13 protein-coding genes and 1 tRNA gene are annotated in these 15480 nt (G+C 69.4%); 4 read left to right on the top strand and 10 right to left on the bottom strand.

Annotated elements, in window-relative coordinates; translation table 11 throughout:
- Positions 1–3: 3 nt before the first annotated feature.
- The gene (locus tag B9Y95_RS01880) at positions 4–1179 is read right to left on the bottom strand and encodes a hypothetical protein (protein WP_085510406.1); all 1176 of its coding nucleotides are present in this window, start codon (positions 1177–1179) and stop codon (positions 4–6) included.
- A 129-nt stretch (positions 1180–1308) separates the two neighbouring features.
- On the opposite strand from B9Y95_RS01880, the gene B9Y95_RS01875 reads away from it, so the two are divergent.
- The 3 genes from B9Y95_RS01875 to B9Y95_RS01865 all read left to right on the top strand — a co-directional run bounded on the left by B9Y95_RS01875 (position 1309) and on the right by B9Y95_RS01865 (position 3970).
- Positions 1309–2655: an MFS transporter gene (locus B9Y95_RS01875; RefSeq protein WP_200811342.1), complete on the top strand. Its 1347-nt coding sequence runs from the start codon at positions 1309–1311 to the stop codon at positions 2653–2655.
- Positions 2656–2727: 72 nt separating this feature from the next.
- Positions 2728–3693 carry an aldose 1-epimerase family protein gene (locus B9Y95_RS01870; RefSeq protein WP_327083080.1) on the top strand — a complete coding sequence of 322 codons (966 nt, stop codon included), beginning with the start codon at positions 2728–2730 and terminating at the stop codon, positions 3691–3693.
- Between the two features lie 25 nt (positions 3694–3718).
- Entirely contained in the window at positions 3719–3970 is a 252-nt protein-coding gene (locus tag B9Y95_RS01865; protein WP_079001938.1) for a response regulator, read from the top strand.
- Positions 3971–4032: 62 nt separating this feature from the next.
- On the opposite strand, the gene B9Y95_RS01860 is transcribed toward B9Y95_RS01865, so the two are convergent.
- The gene (locus tag B9Y95_RS01860; RefSeq protein ID WP_200811341.1) at positions 4033–5541 is read right to left on the bottom strand and encodes a serine hydrolase domain-containing protein; all 1509 of its coding nucleotides are present in this window, start codon (positions 5539–5541) and stop codon (positions 4033–4035) included.
- 181 nt (positions 5542–5722) lie between these two features.
- Here B9Y95_RS01860 and B9Y95_RS01855 point away from each other — a divergent pair, with 181 nt between their 5' ends.
- Positions 5723–7186, top strand: coding sequence for an MFS transporter (locus B9Y95_RS01855; protein WP_085510403.1), 1464 nt, complete (start codon positions 5723–5725; stop codon positions 7184–7186).
- Between the two features lie 13 nt (positions 7187–7199).
- On the opposite strand, the gene B9Y95_RS01850 is transcribed toward B9Y95_RS01855, so the two are convergent.
- From B9Y95_RS01850 to B9Y95_RS01815, 8 genes are all read right to left on the bottom strand, one after another.
- Entirely contained in the window at positions 7200–7862 is a 663-nt protein-coding gene (locus B9Y95_RS01850) for a MurR/RpiR family transcriptional regulator (protein ID WP_197977484.1), read from the bottom strand.
- 185 nt (positions 7863–8047) lie between these two features.
- Entirely contained in the window at positions 8048–9223 is a 1176-nt protein-coding gene (locus tag B9Y95_RS01845) for a mechanosensitive ion channel family protein (RefSeq protein ID WP_085511024.1), read from the bottom strand.
- Between the two features lie 464 nt (positions 9224–9687).
- A complete protein-coding gene (locus B9Y95_RS01840; protein WP_085510402.1) occupies positions 9688–10959 on the bottom strand; it encodes an HNH endonuclease signature motif containing protein in 1272 nt (423 codons plus the stop codon).
- A gap of 511 nt (positions 10960–11470) precedes the next feature.
- On the bottom strand, positions 11471–12646 hold the full coding sequence (locus B9Y95_RS01835; protein ID WP_085510401.1) for a N(5)-(carboxyethyl)ornithine synthase: 1176 nt from the start codon (positions 12644–12646) through the stop codon (positions 11471–11473).
- Between the two features lie 147 nt (positions 12647–12793).
- A tRNA-Ala gene (locus B9Y95_RS01830) sits at positions 12794–12870 on the bottom strand.
- A 51-nt stretch (positions 12871–12921) separates the two neighbouring features.
- A complete protein-coding gene (locus tag B9Y95_RS01825) occupies positions 12922–13575 on the bottom strand; it encodes a hypothetical protein (protein ID WP_143736309.1) in 654 nt (217 codons plus the stop codon).
- Between the two features lie 107 nt (positions 13576–13682).
- Entirely contained in the window at positions 13683–14705 is a 1023-nt protein-coding gene (locus tag B9Y95_RS01820) for a hypothetical protein (protein WP_085510399.1), read from the bottom strand.
- An 84-nt stretch (positions 14706–14789) separates the two neighbouring features.
- On the bottom strand, positions 14790–15443 hold the full coding sequence (locus tag B9Y95_RS01815) for a GNAT family N-acetyltransferase (protein WP_064296541.1): 654 nt from the start codon (positions 15441–15443) through the stop codon (positions 14790–14792).
- Between the last annotated feature and the right edge of the window lie 37 nt (positions 15444–15480).

The following is a 15480-nucleotide window of genomic DNA, read 5'->3' as shown; positions in this document are numbered from 1 at the left end:
CGGTCAGCGCTTCGGGAGCAGCTCCACGGAGATGAGGTTGACGACGTCGTTCGCGAGCAGGTCGAGCGACGCCTGGTCCTTGCACGTGAAGGTGAAGACGACGAGGATCCCCATCTTCGTGAGCGACCGGACGCCCCAGTACGTGCGCTCACCGGTCGGCTGCGTCCAGGACAGCACTCGGAACTCGATGAGTCCGCCACCACTGTTGTAGTTCAACTGTTCCGTCGTTCCGTCCGCTGTGACGTAGTCGGCACCGACGTACTTCGCCATGTAGGCGTCGCTGGACTTCTCGTCGTCTCCGACCGCGATCTCGTCAGGCGTCAGCGCGATGTCGCCGAGTCCGACGTCGCACGAGGTCGATGCGTTCCGGTAGATCTCGACGCCGTTCCGGTCCGGACCGATCGCAGCCCAGGACGAGTCCAGGTCGTTCGTCAGGTAGGCCGTCCATTCAGCTGGGACGTCCTGCCCGGCAGCGAAGTCGAGGTCGGGCGGAATGGAGACGTAGGTCTTCGTCGGCTCGGGCGTCGAGTCCGTCTCCGTCGGCGTCGGAGAGGCGGTCTTCGTCGGGGTGGCCGAGCGGGTGGGGCTCGGGTCCGCGACCGGCGCACCGCCCTGCGTGACCACCAGGGCGATGACGGTGATGATCGCTGCCAAGGCGAGCGGGACGCCGACGGCGATGCCGATGATGAGCCCCGTCCGCTTGCGCTTCGGGGCACCGGGAGGCGGCGGCTGCTGGCCGTACCCGGGAGGGCCTTGCGGTGGCTGCTGCTGGTACGGGTTCTGCTGCGGCTGCTGCGGCTGATACGGCTGCTGCGGCTGCCCGCCGGAGGGGTTCTGCTGCCCGCCATACGGGGTCTGCTGGTACGGGTTCTGCTGTCCGTACGGGTTCTGCTGCTGCGGTCCCTGCCCGTACTGCGGTTGTTGTTGCTGCTGCCCGTGCGGGTTCTGCTGCTGCGGTCCCTGCCCGTACTGCGGTTGTTGTTGCTGCTGCCCGTGCGGGTTCTGCTGCTGCGGTCCCTGTCCATACGGCGGCTGCTGCCGCTGGCCGTACGGGTTCTGCTGCTGACCATACGGCTGCTGCTGCTGCTGACCGGAGGGGTGCTGCGGTTGCTGACCCGTCGGCCATTGCGGCGGGCGGCCGTCAGGCTGCTGCGGGTCGGGAGGCGGTGCATCGGTCACGGGAGTGGCCTTTCGACGGAACGGCGAGCGGAGCGAGTGAACTGCCCGGCCGCACGCCTGCAGTTCGTGTCGTCAGCCTATCTGCGACCGACCGGCATCGGTGGGCGCATCCTGCACCAGAATGGTGACGTGTCCACCGCCCCCGCCACACCACGCACCCGCAGCGAGCGCCTCGACGCGCTCCCGTTCACCAAGGCCCACGGGCGACTGCTCGTCGGTTCCGGCGTCGGCTGGGCCCTCGACGCCATGGACGTCGGGCTCGTGTCCTTCGTCCTCGCCCAGCTCGCCGTGCAGTGGCAGCTCGGGAACACGGAGCTCTCCTGGATCGCCTCAGCCGGGTTCCTCGGCATGGCGATCGGTGCGACGCTCGGCGGTCTGCTCGCCGACCGCGTCGGTCGACGCCACGTCTTCGCGATCACGCTGCTCGTGTTCGGCATCGCGACGGGCGCATCGGCCCTCGCCTGGGGACTCGGCGTGCTCATCGTGCTGCGGTTCATCGTCGGCCTCGGACTCGGCGCCGAGCTGCCCGTCGCGTCGACCCTCATGAGCGAGTTCGCCCCGCCGCGCATCCGCGGGCGGATCATCGTGTTCCTGGAGGCGTTCTGGGCCATCGGGTGGATCGCCGCCGCCCTCATCGGCTACCTGGTCGTGCCCACGAGCGACGACGGGTGGCGCTGGGCCCTCGCCATCGGTGCATTGCCCGCGGTCTACGCGGCCATCGTGCGGACGCGACTGCCGGAGTCGGTGCGCTTCCTCGAGTCGCGCGGACGTCACCGCGAGGCAGAAGCCGTCGTCCGCGAGTTCGAGGCATCGGCCGGCGTCTCCCACCCGGAGGCCGCCGGCGACACCACCACCGACACCCCCGTGAACGCCGGTCTCTCCGCCGGCGAGCGTCTCCGTGGGCTATGGGTGCCCACGCACCGACGCGACACCGGGGCGCTCTGGATCGTGTGGTTCTGCGTCAACTTCTCCTACTACGGTGCGTTCATCTGGATCCCTACGATCCTCGTCGCCTCGGGGTTCTCCCTCGTCCGGTCCTTCGGTTTCACCCTCATCATCACCCTGGCCCAGATCCCGGGCTACGCGGTCTCCGCGTGGTTGATCGAGGCCTGGGGCCGGAAGCAGACCCTCGCGACCTTCCTGGCGGGCTCCGCGGTGTCGGCGGTCCTGTTCGGCACGGCGACGACCGAACCGATGATCATCGTGTTCGGCATGTGTCTGTCCTTCTGCAACCTCGGCGCCTGGGGCGCCCTGTACGCGACGACCCCGGAGCTGTATCCGACGGCGCTCCGTGCGACGGGGGCGGGGTGGGCCGCCGGCATCGGCCGCATCGCTTCGATCATCGCCCCGCTGTCGGTTCCGGTGCTCCTCCTCGCAGGACAGGCCCTGCTCTTCTCCGTGTTCGCCGCCTTCTTCGTCGTCGCCGCGGTCGCCGCACTGTTCCTCTCGGACATGCGCGGCCGCTCCCTCGACTGAGCCGCGTCCCACCGCCCGACCCGCACCGCCAGTCGGCCGGGTCGGTCGGCGTCGATGCGACAGAATGGGGCCGTGACCGAATCCACCAGCGCCGTGTCCCCGTCCGCCTCCGTCGACCGACGTCCGATCTCGGGTCGGCGGGTCGATCTCGAGCACGGTGCGTACACCGCGTCGATCGCCTCGGTCGGTGCCTCACTGCGGTTCCTGCAGCACGACGGCCGCGACCTCGTGGTCCCGTTCGACGCCGAGGAGGTCCGTCCGGCGTTCCGCGGTGCCATGCTCTCCCCGTGGCCCAACCGCGTCGTCGACGGCCGCTACACCTTCGCCGGCGTCGAACACCAGCTCGCGCTCACCGAACCCGCTCGCGGGCACGCCCTCCACGGGCTCGCCGCCTGGTCGGAGTGGGACCTCCTGTCGTCGAGCGCGTCGTCGGCGGCGTTCCGCGTGTTCATCGAAGCGCAGGAGGGCTATCCGTTCCGCGTCCAGGTCACCGCGACGTACACGCTCGACGACGACGGACTCCGCACCGACGTCGAGGCGCTGAACCTCGGCGACGTCGACGCCCCGTACGGCACCGGACCGCACCCCTATCTCGTCGCGGGCGAGGGCCGCGTCGACGACTGGACGCTCGAACTGCCCGCCGCCGAGGTGCTCACCGTCACGCCGGACCGGCTCACCCCGGTCTCGCTGGAGCGGGTCGACACGGAGGCGACGGAGCACTTCGACTTCCGGTCACCCCGGGCCATCGGCGACACCTTCATCGACCATGCGTACACGGCGCTCGAACGGGACGCCGACGGCCGGGTCACGGTGCGGGTGACCACGCCCTCCGGTAGCGGCGTCGCGATGCACTGGGGTGACGGTCTGCCCTGGGTCCAGGTGCACACGGCCGATCAGCCCGTCGCGGAGCTCAACCGGCTGGGGCTCGCCGTCGAACCGATGACCTGCCCGCCCGACTCCTTCTCGACCGGGACCGACCTCGTCGTCCTGGCTCCCAATACACCACACCGGGTGTCCTGGACCATCGCAGCACTCTGACCGTCGTCGGGGCTAGGCTGGCGACATGTCACAGACTCTTGCGAAACTCACCGGCGGCCCGCTCGACAGCGAGATCATCCCGCTCGAAGACGGTCAGGATGGCGAGCTCGTCCTGCCCTACGGCGAAGGCCAGCTCATCTACCGTCCCGTCGGCGAAGCGACGAACACCGGCGACCACGACGGCCCGACCACGACCGACTACGAGTACGTCGAGTCGACGGAGGACATCTCCCCGACGAACCGGAATGGCAACGGCGACGACGACTCGATCGGCTGAACCGGATCACCCTGTTCCACCTGAACGCCGGTAGCTGAGCCTCAGCTGCCGGCGTTCGGCGTTCACTCCCCCTGGTCGTCGACCGTCACCGTGAAGGTCTGGACCCGGAGCGGCAGCACGGGTGTCATCCGGACCTCCAGGCGGAGGCGGCCCTCCGTCCCCTCGACGAACCAGACCAGGTGGTCCGGCGAATCGCAGATCGGCGTCGCGCGCCCCGAAGCCACCTCGGCGATGCCACCGACGGCGGTGACAGCGGCATCGACCGCCTCACGTCGCTCCTCCAGCGGACGGTCGAGGGCGACGTTCTCGGCGAACAGCGACGCGGCGACGCGGTCGTCCCAGTGCGACAGCAGCCCGGTCGCGGTCATGGACGCCACGAGGGTCTCCGGCCAGGGGCGTATCGCCGGTTCCGGCAGCTCGCCGGAGGCCTGGGCGCCCGCGATCGCCAGCCGCAGGGCCTGTTCGGCGGGCTTCGCCACGGCCGCGTAGCCGGCGTTCTCGAAGGCGACGACGCCGAACCCCGATGTCGGGTGCCACCGCATGTGGGCGCTGTAGCCGGGGTAGCCGCCCGAGTGCGAGACGAGCGTCCCGAGGTCGGCGTCCTCCTCGACGAAGAGGCCGAAGCCGTAGCCGAGCGCGAGTCTCGGCGGCACGCCGTCGAGGGTGGGCCGCGACGGAGCCAGCCGGTGCAGCTGCTGCATCTCGCGGCGGCTGGCGCTCGACAGCGGTCCGGTCTCGTCCCCGGTCCAGGCGCCGTCGAGCCAGCGCACCCATCCGATCAGGGTGGAGGCCGAGGCGAAGAGCCCGCCGATCGAGGAGAAGACCCCGGGGCCGGAGAACGGGACCTCGACGAATCGGCCGTCTTCATCGACGGCCCGTTCGCGGCGGACACGATGACCGGTCGCCGAGACCGCCCCGTCGCCCTCGGGTCGCTCGAACACGGCGCCGAGCCCGAGCGGCTCCAGCAGGAGCGAGGTCACCGCGTCGATGTAGGAGCCACCGGTCACATGCTCGATGACCTGCCCGAGCAGCGCGTAGCCGAGGTTCGAGTAGGAGAACGCCGTCCCGGGTGTCGTGACGCATCGGATGCCGCGCACGAGCAGCCGCCGGAACTCGTCCACGGTGATCGACTCCTGGCGGTCACCCCACGGATCGTCCGTTCCGAGCCCACCCGACATCGTCAGGAGCATCCGCACGGTCGGCCGGACGGCGATGCCGTCAGGGAGCACCGGCGCGAACTCCGGCACGAACCCGTCCACTGGCGCGTCCAGGTCGAGGCGACCGGCGTCGCGGAGGATGAGGAGCACGGCGGCGGTGAAGCTCTTCGTGCAGGAAGCGATGCGGAACAGGGTGTCGGCGTCGGGCACCGGACCGCCCATGGTGATTCCGCCGAACCCCTGCTCGAACCGGACCCGCTCGCGGTCGAACACGGCGACGTACGATCCCGGGGCGACGCCGAAGGTGATCCGGTCCTGGAAGACCCGTGTGATGTCCGTCTCGGTGCTGTCCTCGACCAGGTGCATGCCGCCTCCTCCTCGACGGCCCTCGGCAGCCGTCCGCGATCTCGTCACGCTTCGAGCGTACGACCATTCCGCGCCACCGGGCGCCATCGCACGGGGTGCCGGGCGTAGCGTGCTCCTCCGCCAGGACGAAGTCAAGGGGCACCGATCAGCGGCGTCCGATGCCCGCCGCGGGAGTAGCGTCATCTCCCGGATCGACCGTCGACGGGACGGCCGTGGAAGGAGTCATTCCATGTCGAACACGTCGACCTCCGGGCAACCTGCCCCGGTGCGGAGCCTCGTCCCCGCCAGGATGGACCGATTGCCGTGGACCCGGTTCCACTGGATGATCGTCGTCGGTCTCGGCTTCTCCTGGGTGCTGGACGGCCTCGAGATCCAGATCGTCGCCTCCGCCGGGTTCCAGAAGTCGCTCGGACTCTCGGCGGCGGAGGTCGGCCTCCTCGGGACGATCTACCTGCTCGGCCAGGTGACGGGTGCCCTCATCTTCGGCCGCATGGCGGACCGCCTCGGCCGCAAGAAGCTCTTCATCCTGACCCTCGCGATCTACCTCGTCGCGAGCGGCATCGCCGGTCTGTCCCCCACGTTCTGGTTCCTCGCCATCTTCCGCTTCTTCGCCGGCATGGGCATCGGCGGCGAGTACGCGGCGATCAACTCGGCCATCGACGAGCTCATCCCGTCGAAGTACCGCGGGCACGTCGACATCGCCATCAACGGCACCTACTGGGGTGGAGCCGCCCTCGGGTCGGCGGCGAACCTGTTCCTGCTGAACACCGACTATTTCGCCCAGGACGTCGGCTGGCGCATCGGGTTCTTCATCGGGCCGGTGCTCGGTCTCGCCATCATCTTCCTGCGACGCCACATCCCCGAGAGTCCGAGATGGCTCATGACGCACGGTCGGGAACAGGAGGCGGAGGCCACGGTCGACGACATCGAGGCGACCGTCCGCAAGCAGGGCGGGACGATCGAGCCGGTCGACGAGTCGAAGGCGCTCACGGTGCAGGCCCAGGGCCACATCCCGATCCGGACCATCTTCGGCGTCCTCTTCTCGAAGTACCCGAAGCGCACCTTCGTCGGCCTCGCGATGATGATCACCCAGTCGTTCCTGTACAACGCGATCTTCTTCACCTACGCGCTCGTGCTGCAGAACTTCTACGGCACGAGCCCCTCGTCGACGCAGTACTACTTCTTCCCCTTCGCGATCGGCAACCTGCTCGGCCCGCTCCTCCTCGGCAGGCTGTTCGACACCTGGGGTCGTCGCCAGATGATCTTCCTCACCTACGGGGTCTCGGGGGCGGTGCTGGCCGTGTCGGCGGTGCTCTTCAACGCCGGTGCGCTCGACGCGACGACCCAGACGATCTTCTGGTGCGTCTCGTTCTTCTTCGCCTCCGCCGGTGCGTCCAGCGCCTACCTGACCGTGAGCGAGATCTTCCCGCTCGAGCTCCGCAGCCAGGTGATCGGCTACTTCTTCGCGATCGGACAGATCGCGGGTTCGGTCGCGCCCCTGCTCTACGGGATCCTGATCGGCGACGGCACGGACCGCGGTCCGCTCACCGTGGGCTACTTCGTCGGTGCCGGCGTGATGGTCCTCGGCGGGTTGATCGCCCTCATCTTCGGCGTCGACGCCGCGCGGAAGTCCCTCGAGGACATCACGGAACCCCTGTCGATCGTGCGCGAGGGGAAAGGCTCGGGAAGCTGATCCCGGTCCGCGTTCAGTCCTCGTCGGAGACGTAGACCCCGAGCGTCTCGGCGAGGCGCTCCCGCTCCACCGCCCGACGGCCGGCGCCCTTGGCGCTGGCCGTCGTGAGCGTGGCGAGGATGTGCAGGGTGAGCGCGATCCCGATCGAGGAACTCGGGTGCCCGTCCTCCGCTCGGCCGAGCACGATCGTCTCGTCGGCGTACGGGGTCAGCGGGGCGTCAGGAGCGTCGGTGATGAGCACGAGACTGCCTCCTGCCTCGGCGAACGGGACGACGGAGTCGATCGTGTACTTCCGGTACCGCTGCAGTGACACGGCGATCATGACGTCGCTCGTCCGCACGTCGCTCAGGACGTCGAGGGGACGCACGATGGTGCCGTCGATGAGCGTGACGTTCGCGAGGCCGTAGCTGAGGTCCGCGGCGAGGAGGGACGCGTAGGTGAACGACTTCGACGCCCCGATGAGGAAGCGTCGCCGGGCGGAGACGATGAGGGCCGCCGCGCGTTCGAGGGCACCGTCTGCCTTCGCCGAGGCGAGGGACTCCTCGAACTGCTTGCGTTCCTGTTCGAGGAGTCGGTGCTTCAGGACGGACGCGGAGCGTCGTTCGAGACGCTGCTCCGGGCGTTCGCCGGGGACGGCGGTGTCCTCATCGGTGAGGAAGAGGGTGTCGTCGTTCACGCGCGGTCTCCTTCGCATGCCGTCGCCGGGGTTCGGGCCGGCGCCGTCCGTTCGTGTCGGCAGCAGCACCGACGGCCCGCCGGCAGGTCACCCGGCGAGGTTCCCTTGATGGTAGCGACGGGAAGCGCATACAGGATCGCTGGAACGACAACGATTCGGTGCACACGCTTCCGGTCGGGCGACGGTCAGCGTCCGGGCTCGTCGTCCAGGTCGGGCAGGGTGATCGAGGAGGTGAAGAGGCTCGCGCGCTGTTCGGCCTCGGCACTGCCACTGAACAGCCCGACCGGCTCCGTGACCGGCTCGCCGCGCTTCGGCACCGGACGAGGCTCCTGCTCGACCATCTGCACCCGGTTGCGCGGGATCGCCGACGGGTTCTGCGCGAGGATCCACTCGACCATCTGCTCGCGCACGAGGCATCGGAGGTCGAAGAGGGTCGGTGCGTCCACCGCGGTGACGAGGATGCGGATGCGCACGTAGCCGCCGACGGCGTCCGTGACCTGCAGGACCTGTGCCCGGCCGTCCCAGAGGTCGGTGCGGTCGAGGATGCGCTCCAGCTCGGTCCGCATGACTGCGGGGCTCACCCACCAGTCGAGGTCGAACTCGACGGACCCGAGCAGCTCGCTCGTGTTCCGCGTCCAGTTCTGGAACGGCGTGGAGGTGAAATAGGTGGACGGGAGCACCATGCGGCGGTCGTCCCAGATGCCGACGACGACGTAGGTGAGGGTGATCTCCTCGATCCGGCCCCACTCCCCTTCGACGATGACGACGTCGTCGACCCGGATCGCGTCGCTGAAGGCGAGCTGGATACCGGCGAACACGTTCCCGAGGACGGACTGCGCCGCGAGGCCGGCGACGATGCTCACGACACCGGCGGAGGCCAGCACGCTCGCCCCGACGCCCTGGACGCCGGGGAACGTCAGGAGGATCGACGCGACACCGACGATGACGACGACCGCGATCGCCAAGCGACGGACGAGCGCGAGCTGCGTCTGCATGCGGCGGGCGACCTTGTTGTTCGGGACGTCGATGCGGTACCGGGCCTGGCCGAGCCCGATGACGAAGGCGAGCAGCGCGGCGACCAGCCACGTGGCAGCGGCGATGACGGCGATCCGGAAGGTCTGGTCGATGAACCCACGGGCGGTCTCATCGGGAAGCGTCGCCGCCACCGCCGGCCACACGGCGACCAGGATCACGAGCGCCCGGAAGGGGTGCCTGGCGCTCCCGGCGAGCGCACCCGGCCAGTCGCTCCGCCGCGCCGCCATCCGGAAGGAGACCGACACGATCACGATGACGACGAGCGCTGCGATCAGCGCTATCCCGGCTGCTGCGGCGACACCCCACCAGCTCTGCCAAACGAACATCCATGCCTCCTCGAGCCGGTCGTGCACTGTGTGTTCCTCCGCCGCCTGATGCCGCACGGCGCAAGCGTCCAGCGTAGGGGCGGGGGCATCCCTCGCTCGACCGCTTGCGCGGCCTGCCACGAACCTCTCAGGCCGAGTTCCCGTGGCCGGCGCGTCCCACGTGAACCCAGCGAACCGCTCCGTTCACCGAGCTGACGCGGCCCAAGCTGCCCTTCGACAGGCTCAGGGACCGAAGCACGCCGAACAGACCTCTCCCGGTCGCTGAGCTTGTCGAAGTGCCCACGAGAAACCCTTCGTCAGGCCCAGGGACCGACATGTTCCGGACGCACTTTTCCCGGTCACTGAGCTTGTCGAAGTGCCCACGAGAAACCCTTCGCCAGGCTCAGGGACCGACATGTTCCGGATGCACTTTTCCCGGTCACTGAGCTTGTCGAAGTGCGGCGCAGCTCAGGGGCCGGAACTGGTCAGAACGGCGCGGGATCCGGCTCGGTCCAATACTGCTTCCCGTCGGGTGTCGTCCACTCGAGCGCGCCGCCGGGTCCGTGTTGAAGGTTCCAGCCGGGGAGGTGCTTCATCCGATGGTGATGTCGGCACAGACAGGCAAGATTGCCGACATCTGTTGTCCCGCCGTCCTCCCACGCGACCGAATGGTCGAGATCGCAAGCCCTGGCGCGCCTGCCGCAGCCCGGCGCCCGACAGGTGCCGTCCCGCAGCCGCACCACCCGTTGGAGATCGGCCGGAACCCGGTACTGGCCCCGCCCGACCGACAAGACCGCGCCGGTCTCGGATTGGACGAGGATCCTGGTGAAGCTGGGCGCGTTCACCGCGATGCGTGCAGCGGCCTCCGGGTCGATCGGGCCGTAGCCGTCCAGCGTGGCCGGGGCATCGCTGACGCCGGCCATGCTCAGCGCCGGGACCGTGATCTGCACCGTGGGCTTGATGTGCTCCTGGACCTCGATCGGGTGCGGGAGCACCGGACTCGACATCACATCTTCGGGTGTCACGCCGGTGAGGGCGAGGGCCGCGAGGGCATCGGCCTGCAGTTGGGCGCAGGTGCGGGTGTCGCCAGCTGCGCGTGCTTCGGCGGCCGCTACTTCGACCCGTTCGATGAGCCCCTGGGCGATGGGTGCGGTGGTGAAGAGGTGCACCCATGCCATGCCGTCCGCCGCTGGCTCGAACTCGACCCGGCGGTCCGCCTCCGAGCGGGTTGCGCGCACCGTGATGGATTCCGGATGGAGACGCTCCCGCAGGACGCGGGCGCGGTTCTTGAGTCCTGCGGCCGTCATGCGCTCCGCCTCTCGAAGGACCTGGTCGAGGAACACCGCTCGCCCAGCGGTCGGGACGTCGCACAGCTGGTCGGTGATCACCTGCGCATGCCGCGCCGAGATCCGGCCGGCTTCAAGCGACGCCAGCACGCCGGGTGCGTCATTGACGAGACGTTCGGCGTGGTTCGTCGCACGGAGGACTGTCCGTTCCGGCATCCGGGTCGCCATCGCGAGGGCAGCACAGGTGGATCGTCGGGAGAGGGCCTGACGCTCGGCCGGCGGGAAGATGGCCGGGACCGTGGCGTCTGCGAAGGCGTCCGCGTAGGCGGCGGAGCGGGCCAGGAGGCGCGCTTTCCGTGCGTCCAAGGCGGCCTGTTGCCGGTGGATCTCCGCCCACTCGTCCGAGAACTCCGCGAGGCGCGCGGCGTATTCGTCGCCCGCGCGGGTCGCGGTGGTGGTGGTCTCGGTCATGGAACCAGTCCACCATGGACCACTGACATTCCAGATGCCGAGTGGTCTCGGTTGTGGAAGCTTCCTGGTGTGCCCTTCGACAAGCTCAGGGACCGAGGGAGGTCCGCCGGATTCGTGGGGTTCCCCCTAGGCCCTTCGACAAGCTCAGGGACCGAGGGAGGTCCGCCGGATTCGTGGGGTTCCCCCTGGGCCCTTCGACAAGCTCAGGGACCGAGGGAGGTCCGCCGGATTCGTGGGGTTCCCCCTGGGCCCTTCGACAAGCTCAGGAGCCGGAGTGGGTTACTCAGGGATCGGCGGAGGTTCATCGGCTTCGTCAGGTCACCCGGCCGCCCTTCGACAGGCTCAGGGACCAGACGGGGTTACTCAGGGACAGGAGGGTTCCGGGTGGACCATCCCCGGTCACTGAGCCTGTCGAAGTGCCCACGAGGGGCCCCGGGCGGGGTGCCTCCATCAGCGGTTCACCGAGAGGCCCGCCGAGGCCCCACTGCTTGAGTGGACTGCCAAGGACCGATCAGCCCGGCAGGACCTCGTGCGGGTACTCGGCCGACCGGTGCTGGAACTCGGTGATCGCCGGGTTGAGGATGATCCCGTCCTGGATCTCGACGGCCCGCTGGACGGTCAGGCTGTCGGCCCAGGCAGCCGGCCCGGCCAGGACAGTGGGCAGGAACGGCAGCAACGCCTCGCTGTTCTCCCAGCTGGACGAGTTCCACAGGAGCGACGGACTGTGGTCGACCGCGTAGTAGTTGATCTCCCCGCGCCCGACGGTGAACATCGGGTCGTCGAACCCGGTCGTGCGTGCCCACTCGAAGGCCATCCCCTCGTCGCAGGAGACGTCCACGATGAGGCTCCCGGGCCGGAACGCGCCGAGATCGCCCTCACGGAGGTAGAGCAGTGGTGCGTTGGGGTCCTGCAGCGTGCAGTTGACGACGATGTCGCTCTCGGCCAGGAAGGGTGCGAGCGGCACGCGACCCTCGTCGGTGATGACCTCGCTCAGGTACGGGCCGTCGTCGTGGTCGAACTGGATCATACGGGCGGAGTGGATGGGTGCTGCCACCGCCGCGACCCGGCGGTTGGTGAGCACGCGCACGTCGTGGATCCCGTGGGCGTTGAGCGCGGTCACGGCACCTCGGGCGGTCGCGCCGAACCCGATGACCACGGCCGTCAGGCGACGGCCGTAGCTGCCCGTGGAGCCGCAGAGTTCCAGGGCGTGGATCACCGAGCTGTAGCCGGCGAGTTCATTGTTCTTGTGGAAGACGTGCAAGCCGAAGCTGCCGTCGGCGGCCCAGTGGTTCATCGCCTCGAAGGCGATCAGCGTGAGCCGCTTGTCGATCGCGAGCTGCGTCAGCGCGGTGTCCTGGACGCAGTGCGGCCAGCCCCAGAGCGTCTGCCCGTCGTGGAGCTCCTGGACGTCCTCGAGCTGCGGTTTCGGCAGGAGGACGACGTCGGCCTGTTCGATGACCTCGGCGCGCGTCGCGAACGAGCGGACGTAGGGCGCGATCTCCTCGTCGGAGACGCCGAACCGGGCACTGTAGCCGTGCTCCACGACGATCCGAGACCGGAACTCCTCCGGGATGCGCTCGAAGTGCGCCGGGTGGATCGGCACGCGTCGTTCATCGGGTTTCAGCGAGGTGCCGATCACCCCGAGGACGGCGTCGTGCTGCACGGTCGGTTCGGATGCTGCTGGCATGACTGCTCGTCCCGTTCACGGGAACCGAAGCGGCGCCGTGCCCCTGACCGTACAGGACGCGGGGCGCCGCCGACACGGGACAGGACGCTGCCGACACCCGGAAACACGACAACCCCACACCGTGAGGTGCGGGGTTGTCGTTGCAGCTGGTGGACCCAAGGGGATTCGAACCCCTGACCCCCTCGATGCGAACGAGGTGCGCTACCGGACTGCGCCATGGGCCCAACTACTCGACCAGGCTAGCAGAACCGGCGCGCCGTTTCGAACCGGCCGCGCTAGTCCTCGTACGGGTTCGGACCGTCGTCGACCGGCATGCTGCCGTCGTTCGGATTGGCCGCGATGAGGGCTGCGAGGTCGAGATCGCGGAACCACCGGAGCCGCTGGCTGCGGGCACGCCGGTAGTGCTCGTCGACGACCGGCTCGTCGAGGACCCGGTCGAGCTTCGCCTGGATGGCGCGCTCCAGGTCGCCCCACGCCCGCTCACGAGCGGATTCGGCGATCGCCGCGACGAACTCCTCGTCCTTGCTCACCCGACGGAGTTCGGCGGCGAGCCCCGAGTACACCTCGCGGCGACGGGACAGGGCGCTCAGGTCGCCCGCGCGGTAGTCGTGCTGGTGACGCGCACTCCCCCGGCGCTGGAACGCCGTCTGGCGCGCCTCCCGTGCGAGGTCCGCGTACTCCTCCTGCTCGTCAGCCATGCGCCCCAGCTCGCGCCGGACAGCCGACTGCGTCGCCTCGGCGTCGTAGGACGCGCCGTCGCGGAGCGCTCGCTCGATGATCCAGTTCGTGACCTCGACCACGGTCCAGGACCGCGCGATGAGGAGGCCTTCCTCGACCGCGTGCTCGACCGGCGGCGGAGCCACCTCAGGGGGCGCGACGTAGGGCTTCATCGGCTTCCGCCGGCTCTTCCGCCACACGCCCATGGTCACCTTTCGCGTTCCAGGGCGTCGACGAGAACCGAACGACGAACCCCCTCGACGAGTCTATCCGTCGCCGGTGACCGGTTCATGAACGACCGGACGGGCTCAGTCGGGACTCAGCCCGCGGCGCGACGACGCTGCAGCAGAGTGGAGCCGCCGGCGGCGATCTCGCCCTCGTCGATGACACCCATCGAGGCGAAACGGCTCGGGGCCGGCTGCGGTTCGACGCGCTCGGGCTGCGGAGCGGCAGGCTCCGGACGACGGACGATCGTCGGCACGACCGGCGCGAGACGCTCGGCGCGAGAGGCGATGGCCTCCTGCATGGCCGCCTGACGAAGGCGGTCGTACGCGTCGGCCTTGGCCAGCTCGGCGGCGGCCGAGGAACCCTCGGAGAGGTGGAGCGGCTTCGGGATGGACGTCGGCGTCCAGGTCTGCGCCTGCGATGCCGCCTTGACGGGCTCGTTGTACTCGAAGAGCGCCGACTCGACGCGCCTGGTCGTGACTGCGACCGCCGGTACCGGTGCGACGGCACGGTGGGCGATGCGCGACATCCGGGAGAGAGCAGAGAGAGCGAGCAGCCCCACGACCGTGGACGAGACCCCGAGGACGAGGCCCCCACCCGCGAGGAACGCGGTCACGCCGGAGCAGAACCCGATGATGGAGGCGACCAACACGGTGGTCGCGAGCAGCCTGGAACGACGGCGGCTCCGCGCGAGCTTCGCCGCTCGGGCGTTGCGCTGCACGGCACGGGCTGCGGCAGCGGCCGCACGACGAGCATCCTCCGCGGCACGGGCGGCGGCTTCGGCCTGCACGGCCCTGGCCTCCTCCTCGCGACGGACGCGATCAGCTTCTGCGAGTTCGACGCGCGCTGCGGCCTCGGCCGTCGCCTTCGTCCTGACCTCGAGCTGCTTGAGGAGCTTGCGCTGCGCAGCGACCTCACGCGACGTCGCCTCGAGCCGGACGGCCTCCGGAACCTCAGCCGTCTCGGCGAGCACACGGAGCGTCTGCTGCAACCGGATCGCGTTGCGCTCACTGGCGGAGAACTGACTGTCACGCACCCACGACGGAACCAGGTACACCAGCCACAGCATCGCTGCGACCAGAATGATCACCCCACCGCTCAGGAATCCGCCGTCCATGTCCCTGACCGTAGCGGGTGAAACGACCGGAGACGGGCAGTCGTCGGGTGTGTCCCCGGATGGAGGGGGTAAACGGCTACCTGGTCAGCGGGTGGGGAAGGGCGCCGCGGCCGCGAGACGGTCGGCCTCGGGGATCACGCATGCGTCCTTCGGGACCTGGCCGTCCAACCAACGGTTCAGGACGCCGCCCGGGACTTCTTCGCGGACGAGGCCGAAGCAGAAGTGGTCGCGCCAGTCGCCGTCGATGTGGATGAAGCGGCGTCGCAGCCCCTCGTACCGGAACCCGAGCTTCTCGACGACCCGCAGGCTCGGAGCGTTCTCGGGCCGGATGCAGATCTCCAGACGGTGGAGTTGCAGGGCGGTGAAGCAGTGGTCGGTCGCCAGGGCGGTCGCGATCGGTGTGGCACCGAGACCCGCGAACCGCTGCGAGACCCAGTAGCCGATCGATGCCGAGGCGAGCGAGCCGTAGGTGATGCCGGAGACGTTGAGCTGGCCGGCGAACTCTCCGTCGACCTCGATGACGAACGGGAGGCCGGCTCCCGAGCGCGCGTGGTTCTGCAGCGAGCGGATCGCCGCACGGCTGTCGGCCGGGACCGGGCCGTAGGGGCTCGTCGCCTCCCAGCGGCGCAACCAGGCACGGTTCTCTGCGAGCTCGCGCTCGAGCGGCCTCGCGTCACGGACCTTGATGGGCCGGATGCTCACTCGCCCACTGCTCAGAACGGGTACGACCTGCGCCACCGTGCCACCCCTCTCGCGTTCTGTGGTGAGCCTAGTG

It is taken from the genome of Plantibacter flavus (assembly GCF_900177615.1).
GTDB lineage: Bacteria > Actinomycetota > Actinomycetes > Actinomycetales > Microbacteriaceae > Plantibacter > Plantibacter flavus.
This window is presented reverse-complemented; position numbering and strand designations above follow the sequence as displayed.

What these genes read in the sequence shown, in the direction of transcription:
- B9Y95_RS01865 (WP_079001938.1), top strand. Translation starts at nt 3,719, where the DNA reads ATGTCACAGACTCTTGCGAAACTCACCGGCGGCCCGCTCGACAGCGAG.
- B9Y95_RS01845 (WP_085511024.1), bottom strand. Translation starts at nt 9,223, where the DNA reads ATGTTCGTTTGGCAGAGCTGGTGGGGTGTCGCCGCAGCAGCCGGGATA.
- B9Y95_RS01840 (WP_085510402.1), bottom strand. Translation starts at nt 10,959, where the DNA reads ATGACCGAGACCACCACCACCGCGACCCGCGCGGGCGACGAATACGCC.
- B9Y95_RS01820 (WP_085510399.1), bottom strand. Translation starts at nt 14,705, where the DNA reads ATGGACGGCGGATTCCTGAGCGGTGGGGTGATCATTCTGGTCGCAGCG.
- B9Y95_RS01835 (WP_085510401.1), bottom strand. Translation starts at nt 12,646, where the DNA reads ATGCCAGCAGCATCCGAACCGACCGTGCAGCACGACGCCGTCCTCGGG.
- B9Y95_RS01855 (WP_085510403.1), top strand. Translation starts at nt 5,723, where the DNA reads ATGTCGAACACGTCGACCTCCGGGCAACCTGCCCCGGTGCGGAGCCTC.